At 55.5% G+C, this 17,322-nt stretch carries 15 protein-coding genes and 1 tRNA gene; 8 read left to right on the forward strand and 8 right to left on the reverse strand.

What is annotated here, in order from left to right:
- The first annotated feature begins 1,431 nt into the window (after nt 1-1,431).
- From HDF14_RS16190 to HDF14_RS16210, 5 genes are read left to right on the forward strand one after another with little or no spacing between them, the layout of a single operon-like run.
- Nucleotides 1,432-1,854: a hypothetical protein gene (locus tag HDF14_RS16190; protein ID WP_183978580.1), complete on the forward strand. Its 423-nt coding sequence runs from the start codon at nt 1,432-1,434 to the stop codon at nt 1,852-1,854.
- A gap of 33 nt (nt 1,855-1,887) precedes the next feature.
- Entirely contained in the window at nt 1,888-2,322 is a 435-nt protein-coding gene (locus HDF14_RS16195; RefSeq protein WP_183978582.1) for a universal stress protein, read from the forward strand.
- 44 nt (nt 2,323-2,366) lie between these two features.
- Entirely contained in the window at nt 2,367-3,512 is a 1,146-nt protein-coding gene (locus HDF14_RS16200; RefSeq protein WP_183978584.1) for an HlyD family secretion protein, read from the forward strand.
- On the forward strand, nt 3,509-5,143 hold the full coding sequence (locus tag HDF14_RS16205) for an MFS transporter (protein ID WP_260698317.1): 1,635 nt from the start codon (nt 3,509-3,511) through the stop codon (nt 5,141-5,143). The genes HDF14_RS16200 and HDF14_RS16205 overlap by 4 nt, the downstream gene beginning before the upstream one ends.
- Before the next feature lie 28 nt (nt 5,144-5,171).
- Nucleotides 5,172-6,554 (forward strand): TolC family protein, encoded by a 1,383-nt coding sequence (locus tag HDF14_RS16210; protein ID WP_183978586.1) that lies wholly within the window; start codon nt 5,172-5,174, stop codon nt 6,552-6,554.
- Nucleotides 6,555-6,591: 37 nt separating this feature from the next.
- On the opposite strand, the gene HDF14_RS16215 is transcribed toward HDF14_RS16210, so the two are convergent.
- Both HDF14_RS16215 and HDF14_RS16220 read right to left on the reverse strand, forming a co-directional pair.
- Complete coding sequence (locus tag HDF14_RS16215; RefSeq protein ID WP_183978588.1) at nt 6,592-9,144, reverse strand: putative bifunctional diguanylate cyclase/phosphodiesterase; 2,553 nt, start codon at nt 9,142-9,144, stop codon at nt 6,592-6,594.
- Between the two features lie 130 nt (nt 9,145-9,274).
- Entirely contained in the window at nt 9,275-10,738 is a 1,464-nt protein-coding gene (locus HDF14_RS16220; protein WP_183978590.1) for a hypothetical protein, read from the reverse strand.
- Between the two features lie 334 nt (nt 10,739-11,072).
- On the opposite strand from HDF14_RS16220, the gene HDF14_RS16225 reads away from it, so the two are divergent.
- Together HDF14_RS16225 and HDF14_RS16230 are read left to right on the forward strand one after the other, a co-directional pair.
- Nucleotides 11,073-11,162: transfer RNA gene (locus HDF14_RS16225), tRNA-Ser, on the forward strand.
- A 182-nt stretch (nt 11,163-11,344) separates the two neighbouring features.
- Nucleotides 11,345-12,565 carry a tyrosine-type recombinase/integrase gene (locus HDF14_RS16230; protein ID WP_183978592.1) on the forward strand — a complete coding sequence of 407 codons (1,221 nt, stop codon included), beginning with the start codon at nt 11,345-11,347 and terminating at the stop codon, nt 12,563-12,565.
- On the opposite strand, the gene HDF14_RS16235 is transcribed toward HDF14_RS16230, so the two are convergent.
- Both HDF14_RS16235 and HDF14_RS16240 read right to left on the reverse strand, forming a co-directional pair.
- Nucleotides 12,562-12,762 (reverse strand): hypothetical protein, encoded by a 201-nt coding sequence (locus tag HDF14_RS16235; protein WP_183978594.1) that lies wholly within the window; start codon nt 12,760-12,762, stop codon nt 12,562-12,564. The genes HDF14_RS16230 and HDF14_RS16235 overlap by 4 nt on opposite strands.
- Before the next feature lie 154 nt (nt 12,763-12,916).
- On the reverse strand, nt 12,917-13,561 hold the full coding sequence (locus HDF14_RS16240) for a DUF6988 family protein (protein ID WP_183978596.1): 645 nt from the start codon (nt 13,559-13,561) through the stop codon (nt 12,917-12,919).
- An 86-nt stretch (nt 13,562-13,647) separates the two neighbouring features.
- Here HDF14_RS16240 and HDF14_RS16245 point away from each other — a divergent pair, with 86 nt between their 5' ends.
- On the forward strand, nt 13,648-14,520 hold the full coding sequence (locus tag HDF14_RS16245; RefSeq protein ID WP_183978598.1) for a DUF4238 domain-containing protein: 873 nt from the start codon (nt 13,648-13,650) through the stop codon (nt 14,518-14,520).
- A gap of 14 nt (nt 14,521-14,534) precedes the next feature.
- Here the strand turns inward: HDF14_RS16245 and HDF14_RS16250 are convergent, their stop codons facing one another.
- From HDF14_RS16250 to HDF14_RS16265, 4 genes are all read right to left on the reverse strand, one after another.
- The gene (locus HDF14_RS16250; protein WP_183978600.1) at nt 14,535-15,215 is read right to left on the reverse strand and encodes an HK97 family phage prohead protease; all 681 of its coding nucleotides are present in this window, start codon (nt 15,213-15,215) and stop codon (nt 14,535-14,537) included.
- Nucleotides 15,216-15,356: 141 nt separating this feature from the next.
- Entirely contained in the window at nt 15,357-16,565 is a 1,209-nt protein-coding gene (locus HDF14_RS16255) for a phage major capsid protein (protein ID WP_183978602.1), read from the reverse strand.
- A gap of 162 nt (nt 16,566-16,727) precedes the next feature.
- Nucleotides 16,728-16,898 carry a hypothetical protein gene (locus HDF14_RS16260; RefSeq protein WP_183978604.1) on the reverse strand — a complete coding sequence of 57 codons (171 nt, stop codon included), beginning with the start codon at nt 16,896-16,898 and terminating at the stop codon, nt 16,728-16,730.
- Nucleotides 16,899-16,944: 46 nt separating this feature from the next.
- Complete coding sequence (locus HDF14_RS16265; RefSeq protein ID WP_183978606.1) at nt 16,945-17,187, reverse strand: hypothetical protein; 243 nt, start codon at nt 17,185-17,187, stop codon at nt 16,945-16,947.
- Between the last annotated feature and the right edge of the window lie 135 nt (nt 17,188-17,322).

A 17,322-nucleotide genomic window follows, 5' to 3' on the forward strand; every position in this document is an offset into this window, starting at 1 on the left:
CTCGTCGAACCTCCCGAGTGCGCTCAAAAATGCCGAATATTGACGATAGGTTCCCTGGTGAGACCCCAACGTGAGCGCTCGTTCGAACTCACCCTCCGCCTCCGTCCAGTGCCAATCCATCGCCAACGCGCAGGCATAGGCGGTGTGCGCTTCGATCATCGATGGTTCCAGGGCCATAGCACGCTCAGCAGCCTCCTTCGCCTTCGCTACAAGGTGCGCGGAATCGGGTGCGCCCCGTTGCGCCATCCAGTAACAGCATTGGGCTATTCCACAGTAGGGACGGGCATACTCCGGGTCTGCGATTGCTATTGTCTCGAATCGTTTCAGCGCGCCCTCGACGTCCGCCACGCTTCCTTCCTCGAGGAGCGCCTCAGCCGCCAGAATGGCGGGGTATCTCTTCAGATTCACAGGATCTGTTGAAGACGGAATGAGCCGCGTGATAGGGCAACGCGGAGCGACCCGACTTACCATGGCCGCAGCAATCTGTTCCTGCACACGAAATAATCCATCCGGCTCGGCTTCTGCCTCAAACTGTTGCGACCACATTTGGAAGCCATTCGCGTCGACCATCCGCGCAGTCACGCGGATCCGGTTGCTCTCGAGACGGACTGTTCCTTCAAAGATGATCTGGACACCTAATTTCTCGACCAGAACCGGGATGTCAGCAGTCTGTGCACCGAGGTGCATCATGGAGCTCGCTGCAATGACGCGGCATCCTTCGGCCCGCATCAGTCGATGGACCAGTTCGTCCGTAATCCCCTGCGCGACCGCGGAAGCAAACTCGCTCCCGGATGGTGCTGCAAATGGAATTACCGCGATCGCCGTACCAGCAGGGCTGGCCTCGCTTCGCCCGTTGCTATCTTCAGATGTTTTTTCCTCGCGTTCAAGCATCTCTCGCGAACGAAATACTGGGACATAGCTGCCTAGGCGAAAGTAGATAAAGATTGGGTCGTGCTCGCCTTCGCTCTCGTAGTATTCCTTGAGCTTGGCCCGCAAACGGCGTGCCTCAGAGCGCACAATGGAGTCTCGACTCGGATGGTAGGGCGGTTTGCGATCATAGACTTCAGTCCCAATCGCATACTCTTTCAACGCATCCTGCTTTCCCTCTAGGACCTGCTCGACAGTGAAGCGAAGAAAACGTCCAAGTCGATCCGATTGGGCGAAGATCGCGCTCTCAAGAAGTCGCTTCAACTCCTCGCGAATCGCCTCCTCGGAGAGGGGCCCGTCCTTGACTGTGCGAACCTTTTCAGACTTCAAGCAGCACCTGTCCCTCCCTACGTTCTCCCTCCTGTTGCCAATCGGAGGATCACAGAAACATTCTAGACGCCCAAAGCGCATTGGCAAACGACATCACAGTGAGATCACCGTTCCTCACGCTTCCATTCTCCGTTCTTTCTGCCATGCTGTAGGTGCCAGGCACGAGGTTCAAGCGTGATACAGAGACACAGCGAACTCCGGGTGCTCGTCGCCGGACCGCCTCACGTTCAGGCCGAGTTTCGGCGCAAGTTGGCGGACCTTCATGCGGCCTTCCTCTTTGTCTGTCGGACTTCAGATTTATCGCAACTTGTACGTAACCGGGAGTTGGTCCATGTCGTTGTCTTACCCACAGCACTGCAGAAGGTTGACTGGTGGGCGCTCTGGAATGAAATCTGTCTGCTCAATCCGCGTCCAGCACTTCTGATCTATGCTCACACGGCCAGCTTCCAGCTGTGGTCTTCTGTGCTCGAGTCGGGCGGATACGACGTCATTATCGAGCCGTTCAGCGGCGAGGAGCTTCAGGGAGCCGTTCTTAGGGCTGCGCGCAGCCTTGAAGACGAATCACAGGACGAATTTAGCGACTTTTTGAACGAATAAAGCAACTAAACGCCAGGGGAGAGGGCCCTTTTCATGTTTCATAAGATCGTCGTCGCTTACAACGAGTCGCCGGAGGCAAAGAGAGCACTCGCATCAGGCATGGAATTGGCTGAGAGTCTCAGTGCCCGACTTCACATTGTCACCGTCATGGCCGATCTACCGGTCTATGCTGCGTATGCGGCGGCAGCCGATTCCTCGCTCCCCAATATTCTTCACGAGGATCGCCGCGCCTTCTATCAGACGCTTCAAGAGGACGCCACTACCTTGGCCAAAGATCACAGTCTTGCAGTGACAAGTCACCTGATCGAAGGTCATCAGGTGGAATCACTCGTCCATTTTCTGCGTGAACAAAAATCCGATCTCCTGGTCGTGGGCCTCCATCGACGGGACCTTTATATTGCACGTCTTTGGAGCACGGTATACGAACTGGCGCAGGAAGCGCCCTGCAGCGTACTGGGCGTACACTAACGCCCCTCACAGAAATTCAAGCATCATCGGGAGTCACGAACGACATGATAAAGCGACTCATTGTTCCAATCGTCACACTGGCCATTGCCGCCTTGATCTTTTTCGTCATCAAGGATAACTGGATCTCATGGCAGGGTGGGCATGCCGAGCAACGAACAGACGACGCGTATCTCCGCGCCGACATGACACCTCTCAGCACACGAATATCAGGCACCGTGCGCCGGGTCGACGTTAACGATTACCAGCCGGTCAAACCGGGCCAGGTACTCGTCCAATTGGACGACGAAGACTACCGCGCAACCCTGGGCGAAGCTCAAGCCGCGCTCGAAGGTGCAAAAGCGCAGCTCGCCGATAATCAGGCAGCCAAGCTTGTCGAGGACGCCAAGATCCAGAACTCCCAGGCTCTCGTGAATCAGGCAAGCTCTGCCGTCGACGGGGCCAAGGCGGCCGTCTCCTCCGCCCAGGCTGAGGCGCTGCGCGCTACCCAGGAACGAACGCGGCAAGAGGCACTTCTCGCCTCGAAGGCCGCTACCCGCCAGCAGGTCGAATCTACCGTCGCGGACGCAGACCGATTCTCTGGAATGCTCGCCAGCCGCCAGGCAGACCTCGATCGCGCAACCGCCTCGCTCGCAAGCAGCCGCAGTCTCCTTGAAGCCGAACGGCGCCAGCGGCAGGCGCTCGATATCCACGACGCGGAGTTCAGAGCGCAGATCCAAGCGAAAGAGGCAGCGATCATCGTCGCCAACGTCAACCTGGGCTATACCCGCATCTCTGCGCCGACCGCAGGCTCAGTGGGAGAGCGCCACGTCCTCGAAGGACAACTTGTTGCGCCCGGCGTACAGATCATCGATCTCGTCAAGGGAGACGTGTGGGTCCAGGCCAACTACAAGGAAACGCAGCTCACCAACATCCGCAAAGGCGACATTGCCGATATCACCGTCGATACCTTCCCCGGCGTAACGCTCCACGGCAAGGTGGAAGAAATCGCTCCAGCCAGCGGATCGCAATTCGCCCTTCTGCCTCCCGATAACGCCACCGGCAATTACACGAAGGTCGTCCAGAGAATCCCGGTAAAGATCCTGCTTGACCCCGACCACCCCCTCAAGGACAGCCTCCGCCCAGGGTTCTCCGCCGTCGTCACCGTTCACGCTTCGGGCAAGAACGACCGTACAGGAGGACCACAATCTTGACCTCGGAGGAAGCGACCTCTGTAACGTCCGTACCCGAGCCCATACCGTCAGTAAAAACGGTCCACCCCCTGCTCGGAGTTCTCGGCGTTCTGCTCGGTGCCATGATCGCAACCGGCACGGGACGCCTGATCAGTGTTGGGCTCGCCGACCTGCGCGGCGCCTTGCATTTAGGGGTCGACGAGGCCTCTTGGATCAGCACCGCCTTCACCGCGTCCACTATGTTCATTGGCCCGTTCTCCGTATATCTCGGTGGGTTGCTGGGGCCGCGGCGCGTCCTACTCGCATGCGCCTCTCTCTTCGGCCTGATCAGTCTGTTACTTCCGTTCGCTTCCAACCTTCCCGTCCTTCTCTTCTTACTCGTCTGCGCAGGACTTACCGCTGGAACGTTCTACCCACTCACACTGTCCTTCGTTCTTCGCAACCTTCCCATGCGCTATGTGCTTCTTGGGATCGCAATGTACTCCATCGACATCGTCTTCACCACCAACGTATGCACCAGCATAGAAGCCTGGTACATAGACCATCTCTCGTGGCGGTGGATCTTCTGGACGGGCGCTCTCCTCGCACTCGCCATGGTAGTTCTCATCTATTTCGGTGTCCCCTGGCAGCCGCTGCCAAAACCAAAAGAAGGACAGCCCAAACCGAATTGGAGAGGCTTCCTCTACGTCAGTCTCGGATTCGCTCTTCTGTTCACTGCACTTGATCAAGGCCAACGACTTGACTGGCTGCACTCTGGCATCATCGTTGCACTCTACGCCACTGGAGCTTTTCTCCTTTTAGCCGCTCTCGAGCGACACTTCATTGCACCCAACCCCCTGATCAACTTTCAATTCCTTCTTCGGCGCAACACGCTTCTGCTCAGTGCGGTACTCATCCTCTTCCGCTTTTCGATACTGACGACAGTGATCATCATTCCCAACTTCCTTGCCTCAGTGCAGGGATATCGCCCACTACAGACCGGACCAGTTCTGCTTTGGGTGGCAGTTCCGCAACTCTTCATCAGCTTGTTTGCAATGTCGCTGGTCCGACGGATAGATCCCAGACTGATCCTCACCTTCGGTTTCACGCTCGTTGTGAGCGCCTGCATCCTCAACGCCCACCTCTCCTCGGCCTGGTCGGGCAGCAACTCTATCGCCTCGCAGGCCATCCTCGCAGTCGGGTTGGCCTTCGCGTTCAACGCCCTGGTTGGCTCAATCGTATTGGAGCTCATCAATACCGGCGCTCTTGCCCGCCCTATTGACACGCTTACTTTCGCCGGATTCTTTCAAACGGTTCGCCTCCTCGGTGGACAGATCGGCAGCGCCCTGATGCTGCACTTCATCCCCATCCGCGAGCAGTTTCACTCGAACATTCTCGGCCTCGGCGTTCAGCTTGGAGAGCCCGCCACCCGCCATCGTCTGCTTGGTCTAGGTGCTGGGATGGCCCAACACACAACCGACAACGCTGCGGCCTCCGGCCGGGCAGGAGAAATTGTCGGTCTTCAGCTTCGCCAGCAGGCCTTCACCCTCGCCATCACCGATAGCTTCACGCTCGTGGTATGGGCTGCAGTCCTCTGCCTAGTAGTGGTCGCCTGCATGGGACGTGTCCCAACACAATACAGCCAGGTCGTGACAGCGCCTGCAACAACATGAGCGAACAAATCCTTCCAGGGAATCTCCTATGCGCTTCCGTCAAACCCGCCTATCTTCGCATCAACTTCTCGCATATCTTCTGCTCGGAGCCATCGCCACGCTCGTTTCAGGCACAGCCGTCCGTGCTCAAGCCAATCCCTCGAAAACTCTCACACTCTCTCAGGCGATCGATCTCGCTCTCGCACAAAATCGCAACCTCAAACTCGCACAACTTTCCGTAGACGACAGCAGGCATAAGAAAGAAATCGCCCGCTCTTCTTACTATCCGCAGCTTGCGAACCATTCCGCTCTCCTTCATCTCACAGAATTGGAGGGTGTCAACATCCCTGCGGGAGCCTTTGGGAACTCTGCGGCCACCGGGCCCATCCCGGGACAAAGACTTTTCCTCAATCAGGGCTCTCTCACGTCCTACCAAAGCATTACCTCTCTCAATCAGCCAACCACGCAACTGCTCAAAGTTCACGAAGCCAATCGCGCCGCCACTGCTGACATCAACACTGCAAAGGTGAAGCTCACTCAAGCCGAAGATGAAGTCGCTCTCAACGTACGTCAGCTTTACTACAACCTCCTCATCGCGCAACTTGAAAAAGACGCTGCCATCGAAGAAGTCGCCGCTGGAGAAGTGAAGTTTCAGGAGAGCACCGACGATGTCACACGCGGCCACTCGCTCGAAGTCGTCGCGCTCGAAAGCCACGCTGCTCTCCTCGACGCCCGACAGACCGTGCTGACGCAGACCCTCCAACTCCACGACCTCACGCTCTCGCTCAACGATCTACTCGGACTTCCTCTGAACACCGAACTCCATCTGGAACCCGATGCCAACGAACAGCCACTCATCCTCCCCTCACGTGAAGAGTGCCTCCGTATAGCAGAGGCCAACAATCCCGATCTTCTGGCCGCACGACAAGCAGTCATAAAAGCGAAGGCATCCCTGGCATCTGCGAAAGACGCCTACATTCCCGATGTCACGGCGTTCGCGCACTACGACTATCAGAGTGGAATCTCCTTCCTTGTGCACAACTTCGGAGCTTTTGGGGTGACCTTCAGCTACGACCTCTTCGATGGCGGCCGCAGGAATGCTCAGATCAAGGACGCCCACACTATCCTCGCTCAGGCTGAGTTGAGTCTCCAGAAGCTCGAAGACGAAGTCACCGTGCAGGTAGAGACTGCGTATGACAAAGTACAGCAGCTACAGCAGATGGTAGGTGTCGCCAAAGAGTCCCTTGACGTACGAATCGAGGCGTCTCGTCTCTCAGATCGCCAATTCGAACAGAACGCCGCTCTTGCTTCGGCCCGCGCCGAAGCCCAGGCGAAGTCAGCTTCCGCACGCGCATCACTGCTTCAAGCAAGTCTCGGCTTGTCGCTCGCACAAGGAGATCTCAAGCGCACCATTGGCCAGATGCCAAGATAGTTCTTCCTGGAGAAATACTCCAGGTTTGGGAAACGGCTTACACTGCGGCGACAGCGAGTGCATCTTCACGCATCAGAGACTCATACAAAGGTCCCGCATGCAGTAAAAACTTAGCACGATCGGCCGAAACGGGCCGTGAATAGAGAAAGCCCTGTAAGAGATCGCACCCTTTCAAGCAAAGCATCGCCATCTGCTCATCCGTCTCCACTCCTTCACCCACTACCCCCAGTTCCATATTCTTCGCCATCGAGATAATAGCCTCGAGGATCGGCAGCGTGCTGTTCGGCGCATTCAGCAGCTGAATGAAAGAGCGATCGATTTTTAGCCGATCGATCGGGAGTCGATGCAGATAGTTAAGAGAGGAGTATCCCGTGCCGAAATCATCGATCGCTATACTCACGCCAAGCCGCTTGAGCCGCTGCAACTGACGGGTAGATTCGGTGAAATCTTTCACCACGACACTCTCTGTCAATTCGAGCTCCAGAAACTGAGGAGCAAGACCAGTCTCATCGAGAACCTCCGCGACCCGATCGGCGAAGTCCTCGCGAGCAAACTGCATCGAGGAAATATTCACCGCGACCCGTACCGGTGGATAGCCTTCAACCTGCCACTGCCGATTCTGCCGACACGCCTCTCGCAGTACCCAGGTTCCAAGCGAGATGATCATCTCGCTCTCCTCGGCTATCGGAACCAGGCGTGAGGGAGGCACTACGCCAAGAGTGGGATGAGTAAATCGAAGCAACGCCTCGAATGCAGCCACGCGGCCGTTTTGATCGCACTGCGGTTGGTAATGTAACTCGAAGCCGCCGTGCTTCAGTGCAGAAGCCATCTCTTGCTCGAGTTCGCGGCGATCGATCAGAGCTTGGTTCAGCACCGAAGAAAACGTGCGCGTCCCATAATTGCCGAACTTTGCTTCGTACATTGCCAGATCAGCATTTCGCTCCAGTTCGTCAGCAGAATCGCCATCATCGGGGAAGAGGGCTATCCCGATGCTGGCCGTAATCGATAGCTGCAGATCCTGAAACGCTACAGGCAGTTTTAAAGTATCGAGCAGGGTTTCGGCTACTCTCTGTCCGTCCGCACGCCCCGGTATATCCTCGAGCACAACCATAAACTCATCGCCACCCATTCGTGCGACCGTATCGCTCTCCCGCAGTCTTTTCGAAAGCCGCTCAGCGACCTGCCGGAGCACTGAATCTCCTGCGGCGTGCCCATGCACATCATTGATCTGTTTGAACTTGTTCAGATCGATCCATAGCACAGCTATCGATTCGCCGTTTCGTTTAGCACGGCGAATCGCAGTAGCCAGCCTTTCCTGCCCAAGCACCCGGTTGGGAAGTGCAGTCAGACTGTCGTGATAGGCATGACGTCGCAACTCATCCTGCAGACGGCATCGTTCGAGAACCATCGCCGCCATCTGGCTGTGCGTCTCCAGAAGTTCCAAATCAGCCGATGAAGGAGCATATTGCAGCAGCGTATAGATCGTGAGCGTTCCCAGCGGACTCTTGTCCGGCCCAAAAAACGGAGCCGACCACAATGACTGGATACCGTTGGCGCGCAGCAGTTCCGTCCACGGCTTGCGATCCGCAGCCAGGTCGCGAAGTATCAGCGCTTTGTTCTGGCTAAGAGCCTCTAACTCCGACACACCTGCCATCCCAGCCGATAGTTGTTGTAGATTTCGAATGAGCTTCTCTGGCAAGTCCGTCGAGGCCTTCAGATGTAGGATTCCATCCTCGAGCAGATGAAGAGCGGAGGCCCATGTCGAGCGATGTTTTGCAAGAACCTCAACCAGAACTCGGAAGATTTCCTCTGTGGGCTCGTCACGCGCAAGCATCTCCAACACCTGGTTTCTCCCGCGGTTCAACTGTTGCACCCGCATCCGCTCCTTGACCTCGGATTGCAGCTCCGCGGTGCGCGCCTGAATGCGGTTCTCGAGAGAACTTCGCTCCTGCCGAAGCTCGACTTCAATCTTCGTGCCGTGTACCACCTGAAGGCGCATCTCCCGCCTTAGCCAAGTCATGCACAGGATCGTGCTCAACAAAAGCAACGGCGTTGCGGCATCCATTCGCTCAACGCACAAGAGGATTTTGTGGGTTTTCTGTGCTTGGCCCAAAAACTCTTCTTCCGCTGTATTCGTTGCAGCCCGCTCGTGTTCGAGAGATTGAGCGACTTCCCTCAGCTCCCGATCGTAATCAACAATCCATCTTGTATCGACAACTGGCCTCGTTGCTAATTGTCGAAACGCCTCCGCCTGCTGTGCGGTAACAGACGAGTGTGTCGCAAAGCCCGGGTGACCGGTCTCCGCCAACACATGCAAAGAAAGACCCATCGTCGTCGCCAGCGCTCGCAAGTTCCCCGAATCGTCCCTTCCGGCATGCCCTCCCTCCATCTGCGTCTGGAGTCTGTCAAGTTGCGACCGATACGATGTGAGCGCAGCCCCATCGTTCAGAACCGTCGATTCCACACTTCGCAAAGAGTGCGAGCCAAGGAGACTTCCAACCGAGATCGCCAGCTGAAGTACGACCAGGGCGTAAAAGAACTGATTTTCAATCCGCGAGCGTGATTCCAGTTGGTGATTCAGCGAAGGCAAGGAAGGCTCCAAGTTAAACAATCCTGGCTTCTTTATCGGCCCGATCTTCAATACCGTAAGCGGGAGTAGCTCGGAGTTAGGCGGAGGCCGCTCTCGGGAGCCCGAATTGGTGCGACTGCCCAGCCATCAACTAGTTACGAATTGCAACGTGCTCTTCCTCGAGACGAATCGACTCCGGCGGCCCAACTCCATGATACCGACGAAGCGCTTCCGCGATCCCGGAGTAGCGCGGCGAATCCCGCAGCAGAAACCAGCACTCGCGATCCCCCTCGCCATAATGCCAACGCCTCCGCTGCCGATAAAACTCAGAGCCATAAGAGATCAGCCATAATTCATACCGCGAATCGCGAGCACCGATCACCAGGTTCCGAGTCAAATTCGGCCACGTCCGGCTGCCATATTGCGACTGCCACACAGGCTGGATCAGGCAGCTCTCCGCCTGATCCGGATGCGCAACAATCACATCCGCCCGCAAACGCTCGACATCTGGAGGTTGTATAAATCGATGAGCGAACTCCGGAGTGTTCAAGCCCCAGGGATCATAAGTCATCCAGCCCGAATAGTACGGCAGAAAACCAGCCTCCGTCGTAATTATCGTGCCGTGTTCTGGCATTGCGTTCAGCGCCTGCGCAATGCTCTTCGTTTCGTTAAATTGCATATCACGAAAAGTACGAAGCTCACGATAGAACGGCATTGCAATCAAAAGCAGCCACGCACCAACGCCGACCCACAAGAAAGTCCTGCGTGATGAGAGCGGCGTCTGCCCCCAATGCACCGCAATCAAAAGAGCGGCCGCCAGTGGCAGATAGTAGAAGAAGCGGTCGCCAATATTTTGATCCAGGCGCATCATCCAATAGAACGCCGTGGGAACTGCAATCAGACTGACAAACACATACCTTGGCCGCAGGCCGCGAACCAGAGCCACCGGCAACAGCACAGCCATGTCGAATAGTAGATACTTAAGGCTTTGCTGCATCGAATGAGCGACCACCAGCCCGAATACACGTTGTGCATCCGACTTCACCAGAAAAGGCAGTGGGAAAAGTTCACCAAAGTAATGCACTCGCCACGCAAAGTAAAGCGTCCCCGGCGCGAGAAAAATTCCCGCCACCTTCCCAAACGATCTCGCCCGGTCCTTTGAAGACACCAACATGTAACCCAGCAGCGGCAGCACAAAGACCACTCCATCCGGTCTGAAAAGACAGAGAGCCAGCGAAGCAAGCGAAGCCCATGTCACGCGGCCGTCAGTTACCAGTAGAACTAGCAATGCAAGCAGGAGTGCATCGGGAAGAACTGCAAAACCCGTGGCTGCTGCGAAGATCTGTGGAAACAACGCCGCCGATCCCGCGATCGTCAGCACTCGCAGCATCGAAATTCGAACGCGCCCCAGTCGCAGCAACACCAATGCCAGGCCGAGCAGCGAGCCCACATTGATCACAGCCGAGAACCAGTGGGGATCGAGTCCCACCCGCATCGCTCCGGCGACCAGCGCCATCCACGCAAAATCTGTCGCGCCTTCTGCATGTGGTCCGCCTGCAAAAAAGGTGATGGCCCCATGAACCGCAAGATTTCTGCTGTATGCAAATAAAATCATTGCATCTTCTGCAGGCAGAAAAAACTTCGGAACAATCATCAGGAAAGTCAGACACATCGCGCCGTAAACTCGCAGCAGCCACACGAGTGCACGCTCGGGCGCCGCGAATTCCGCTTTTGACTCACTATGCGACAAGGAGCACGAATAGCGTCTTTCCGTTCGATTGGGAATTGAACTAGACAGTTGTTGGTTGTTACTCTCTTTTGCAAACGCTGCCTAGAGTATAGATTCCACGGATAGCAGAAGAAGACACCTTTGCTGACCGCAGCTTCGAGAACGCGGCGAGGATCATATCTTTTTGCGCATTCACCTTCTGCGTAATAAACTTCAAACAGGAAGAGTGGCCGAGTGGTTGATGGCTCCAGTCTTGAAAACTGGCGTACCTGAAAGGGTATCGGGGGTTCGAATCCCTCCTCTTCCGCCATTACCTCATCCAGCAACGTTCAGTACAGTCCAGTAAAGTTCACAAAACCACACAAAATAAAAGAGTTGTAGTATTCGGTCGACCGGCTACGTATGATAGGGGCCAGTGGTTGTGGGGGTACTTTTGGGGGTAGATGACTCCTGAAAAGGGGGTACTTTCCAAAATCACATGGAGGTACGGGGATGAGATCGGAACTGACAGACGCGAAGGTGAAGCAGGCGAAAGTAGGGACAACGGCACGGAAGATAGGAGACGGCGGCGGTTTGTTTCTGTTCGTGACCCCGAGCGGCGGAAAGCTCTGGCGTTGGAAGTATCGCTATCAAGGTAAACCAAAGCTGATGGCACTCGGACAGTACCCTGACGTTTCTCTGGCTCTCGCAAGGAAGCGGCACGTCGAGGGACGGGAGCTGTTAGCTACTGGTCTCGATCCGATGGCAGAGAAGAAGGCTGAGAAACTCAGGGCGCACGAGGAAGACGAAAACTCATTCGCCACCATCGCTGCCAAGTGGCTGGAACACTGGAGAGAAGGTAAGAGTAAACGTCATGCGGACACGGTAAGCCGTCGCATGGATACTGACCTCCTGCCGACCTTGGGTGCGCGGCCGATTGCAATGATCGAGGCCCCGGAGCTAGTAAGAGTAGTCAAGGCAATCCAGCAGCGTGGCGCGAGAGACCTCGCCAAACGTGCTCTCGAAACGATGGGCCAGATCTTCCGCTACGCCATCGCGCACGGATACGCGAGACGGAACCCAGCCAGTGATATAAAGCCAGCCGACATTTTGAAGTCATCACAAAGAGTGAACTTCGCCCGAATCGATGCGAAGGAGTTGTCGGACTTGCTCAAGGCCATCGAAGTTTATCGCGGGACGCAGTTGACGCGGCTGGCGTTGAAGCTGATGGGCTTGACCTTCGTCCGGACCTCAGAGTTGATCGGGGCGAAGTGGAGCGAGTTCGATCTCGAGGCGAGGCGTTGGGACATCCCCGCTGAGCGCATGAAGATGAAGACTCCGCACATCGTTCCGTTGGCGAGACACACGATGGAAGTGCTGGAGTCGCTGAAGCTGATCTCAGGGGATAGCGAGTACTTGTTTCCGGGAGATCGCCAAGGCGCGACCATGAGCAATAACACCATCCTCAAGGGGTTGGAGCGCATGGGATACAAACACCGCATGACGGGTCACGGCTTCCGAGGTCTGGCGTCCACCATCCTGCATGAGCGTGGCTATCAACACGAGCACATCGAATTGCAGCTCGCCCATGCCCCGCGCAACTCGGTGTCAGCGAGCTACAACCACGCACTTTACTTGGAGCCGCGTACCAAGATGATGAGGGACTGGGCTGACTTCCTAGAGATGACGCAGCGTGGTGTGAAGATTTTGCCCTTCCGGTCGCGCGTGGGCTAACGTGGCGCGATTACGGGGCACTCTGGCAACCGGGTGACGGCCCCAGTTATGCGGCATACCTTCGCCGAGGTGCCATTCTGGAAGAAGTAGGTCACATCGGTGGCCGAGACTTCACAGTCTTCAATCGCACCGTCGTGGGGCTGGCTTGCGGCAAGGATGATCTCGTCGGTCTGGTCGATTGTGAGTGTAGTGGTCATGGTGTCTCTCCTGTGTCGCTGATAGAAGCGTCACCGATTCCAGAGAGCTTTCCAAGTACGCATTCTCGAGGATTGGTCGTGGGCAAAGTTTGTTCGCCTTCGGTCGCTTGTGGGGCAAGGTACCGCGCCTGTGGGGGAGTTTACATAGACGCAGTCACAATACGGACGGGGCACCTTCTAACAGCGGAAGCAGCTCCATTAGTCTCGGCACCACGTCATCGTGAGCAGTCGCTTTACAAACAACAATGAAGTGCAGCAAGGCTACACTGGCAGCCTGAGTTACAAGAAGGCGGATCTTCTCTTCAGGATAGGTCGGTTCAATTCCGCCATCCGGGGCCAATCGACGAACGACTGCATCATGACCGGTATGGGTAAAGTCGCACATTTGCCTATAAACGCCCGTGAAGTCTTCCATTCGACGTCCTATCCCGGCTGCACGATCAACGTCGCCAGCCATTGTCGAAAATTTGATACTGCCTAGATCAAAGCTTCGCATCATGAATCGCTCCATCTGCTCGGGAGATGCACATAGATAGAGCCATTCGCCTCTCAAGGCCGCATCAACGAGAGGACGAAACAGGGCGAAAGCGCTTCCAATTGCCATTTGCGACCGACAAAGAATGCAGATCGCCCGAAAATGTTCTATGACAACCGAGTTGAACGTCATGAGCAGAGTTTCTTTATCTGCCGCTCCCAGACCTTCAGGTGTTCGTTCAACTATTTGCCTGAATACATTCTCTGCTCGATCAATCACAAGTTGCGTTTGAATCTCGTACGGCTCGACGGAAATTGGAATCATGTCCTTAGTCTAAAGCGAGCCCGACACTTCACCGACTTACCTTCGTCGTAGACACCTATTTCACTTTGTTCAACAATGTAATTCCGATGTCCACCCATAAAAAGCAGCACACAATTCCAAGGTCGTATCTCGCTGCGTGGGTCGACCCCGTCACTCCACCGGGCGAAGACAGTGCAATCTGGCGTATCTCGAAAGACCGCAGCACTAAGACAAGAAGATCCCCGAAGAAATCTTTCAGAGAAACCGATAGGTACACGATACGGATGAAAGATGGCTCACGTGATCTATCTGTCGAGCATAGCTTGGACAAAATCGAGAACGACTTTCAGGGTGTACTAAGGGCTATTCGAAGACGACAGCAACTGACCTCGGTTCAACGAGCCAAGTTGTGCGTTTTTACCGCTGCCATGATGGGTAGATCGAAAAAACAGGGGGATCATATGCAAAAGCAATGGGCCGTCGGCATTGAGCAAATTCGCCAGATTGAGGGTCAATTCGGTTCAGCAGCCCACCCTGCATTATCAGAGGTACTAGAAGAAGTTAACAAGAACTCGCACGCTTATCTCGTCAACGACACAATCGAGGTAGCTCCTGTCCTATTTATCATGCCTCTGACAATCTTAACCACGAACGACTTAGATGGTTTCATTACATCTGATGCACCGGCGGTAATGTGTAATCCGAAAGCCTATACGATGTCCCCCATGCTTCGGCAGCCCGGTTTGATGCAGACCGACATCGAGGTCACACTTCCACTCTCCCCTCAAGAGACGGTCTTTTTCTCCCATAAACCTTCGAATCGTCTGTATACGCCAACTTCTACGAGTCTGCTTGAAGAGGTCAACCGCAGGACTTTCTTTTGGGCTGACGCGGAGTTTGTCTCTTGGAAGGGCACCGTGAAAGACGCTTGGTGCGAAGAACGAGAAGCGCCGCCTGATGCGTGGAGAGCAGCCGAATAACAAGGATGAAGCTTCTAGGTTGTCGCTAGTGCCCCAGCTTGCTCGGCGAGCTTTTGCAGCTCAACCAAGAAAGCTTTGTCGTCATCGTCGGTCTCGTCTTCGAGAAGAGCCAGATCGTCGGTGTCAGAGTCGCCGTCATCGAGTCCATCGAACATAGCCTTCAGGCTCTCCCCGATGCCCTGCTGATGGCGGTCGATTGCCTTGCGGTGCTCGTCGATGGCCTTCAGGTGTTTGGCTCGGTCTGCATCGCTGAGAGACTTGACGCCGGTGACCAGAGCCATTTCATTCATCGGGAACGTGACGCAGGATATCTCCCACAGTTTTAGTTCGGTCAAATGGCGAACGTCGCCGACATAGCTGGATTGAACGGTGTCGTAACCGATGCTCAGCCCTTTGACGACTCCCGCCTTCATGAAGGTGAACGCCTTCCTTGCTGTGGGGTCACTGAGTTCCAAAATCCCTGCGACCTGAATCCCATCACGAACGTCGGTAATGGTGCAGGTGCCGATAGGATTATCGGCTTGATGTTGCCAGAGCACCGGAAATTTCTTCCCAGCACTTAGCGTCCGCGAAAATGCACCCGGCTCGATCAGGTCATTGCCGAGGTCCACGTTGTTGTAGACAGCGCCGAGTCCGACGAAGGTGCCCTGATCATCAATGGATTTAATTCTGAGTTGAAAGTCTCTGTGTTCCACGTTTGCTCCCTCCGCTTGGTTTGATTTCTTCAGATTGTGAAGAAATCACTTCTGCCGCCTTTGGTTTATCTACACTTTCTGTAGATAAAACTTATGCCGCGGAACCCGCATGAATACAGGCTCCGCGCTAAGTCGCCCCCGTTACGCAGGAGAGGTTGAGAACGTGCCGCTGCAAAAACTGGCCGGCCGCTTCGTAACAAGCGCAAGGCGTTTCTCAGCTCTCACTGCGACCAACCCACGGGTAAAGTAGTCTGCGTGCTCGCTAGAAATTTCTACCGTCATCTCTTGCCGGTCGCGGATCTCACAGGCGACCGGGCTGCTACTGCCGACTAAGAAAACTCCCTGCGGAATCGTTGTCGTGCTGACCACATCAAGCCCGAAGATTCTCGGCGTGGTGAGTGATTGTGGGCTTCCGAGGATGTACCTGCCTAAGCTGTCCTTGGTCAGCGCAATCGTCCACCAGTCATTCGTGTTGAGGATCACGAAGGTTGGGTCAATCTCCTTTGCCGCGTTAATCTGGCGAATGGCCGTGGCGATGACGTCGAGGTAAGTCCATCCGTGAGTGGCAGAGAGCAGACCCGAATTGAACGCTTGTGCCTGTGGCAGAAGCCCGTGCAGATTCTCTCCAGTATCATCACCGGCCAACAGTTGAAGCTCCTCTTCCAAATTAATGTAGTAGGGTAGGCTCGACTGAATGAATCCCATCAGCTCAGTCATGTCGTCGAGCACTTGTTTAGTGGCTGGAATCCACGTGGCGATCAAACGAACCTTCTCGCTCAAGGAAGTGAAGACCAGTTGGTTCTCTGGCCTGACGGACGCTTCTGGAACGGGCGACCCCGGCGAGAGCGGAGTGGTCACCTTGACGAAGTCAACTGCGGTCATCGTTGTCGGTCTCGCATACAAGACGTTGCGAACCCTCAACACCTGCCGCGCTTCCGGCGTGATCCCCGCGATTCTGTCGATCTGCAAGACGCCGGTCGTGGACACGCCAACAGGATTCAGCGCATCACCTTCCGATGAGCCAGACACGGTCGAGCTGATGATGCTCTTGCGGTCCATGAGTTCCGAATACTCAGAACCCTTCAGGTGCAGCACTGCGGTACCACGACGATCCTTCAAGATTCGTTGAATGCCTTCGTTCTCACGAATTGTCTTGAGCAGGGTCGAGCCGTTGCCGAAAGAAGAGTCACCGAAGAGGCGGTTGGCCATCTTGCTGTCGAGGGAATCGACCTGAGTCTGAAGTTGGGCCAGCTTGCTGGCTGGAGCGGCGGCGGCAATCCCGGCGCGTAAAGCGTCGAGCGCGGATTTCAATTCGGGATCAAGGACACCCTTGTTAGCTGGCGTGGTCATGAGAGACGCTCCTGTACTTACAAATTCGATTGGGATTTGTCCCCGAGTGCCTGGAGCGGCTCGGACTGGCGCTGTTGCGACGACCTCCTACAGACGCGCGTGCCCTGAATGGGCGGGTCGCGGAGAGGTCGTAACGCCTGCAATCATTATGCGCCATAATCATCATCGTTCAAGCCAGTAATCTCGGCCTGCGGCTCGCAATATTCGCTTCGCCCGGTTTAGATCCGCGACCGTGTACTCGGTCTCGGGCTGCAATGTCAGACCGGTTCGTTCGAGATATGCGGCGGCAAGAGCATCGTGAACGGCGAGCGCCTGCTTAAACATTTGCATCATGTGGCATTTGAACAAATCGAAGATTGGGTCGTCCCTTGAAGTTGGGCTAGGCATCGTACGTCCTCGCTGGCTTGCTGGTGAGCAGTTTGATTTTCAGATCCATTGCTTGCAACATTTCTCCTTGCGCGTGCTGCACGTTCTTCAACTGTTCAATCTCCGCCTCCTGCTGTTGAGTTTTGATCTCCATTGCGACGAGTTGTTCCGCCAGCCGTTGAATTGCATCTTCGATCGTTAGCTCTAGGGCTACTCCGTCGTCCCTCTTCACTGGGTTCTCGCTAGTTGCATCCATGTGCGTCTTCCTGTTCTAGAAAAATCTCAAAACCTGCGGCAGTTTGTGAAAGAGAACCCTGTGGTCTGTAAAGCGGCGACCGTAGAGATTCGACCGGCCCTCCCCCTTGGCAGAGAGTGTCCGCAGCGTATCGCT

The organism is Tunturiibacter gelidiferens, assembly GCF_014201335.1.
GTDB classification, from domain to species: domain Bacteria; phylum Acidobacteriota; class Terriglobia; order Terriglobales; family Acidobacteriaceae; genus Edaphobacter; species Edaphobacter lichenicola_E.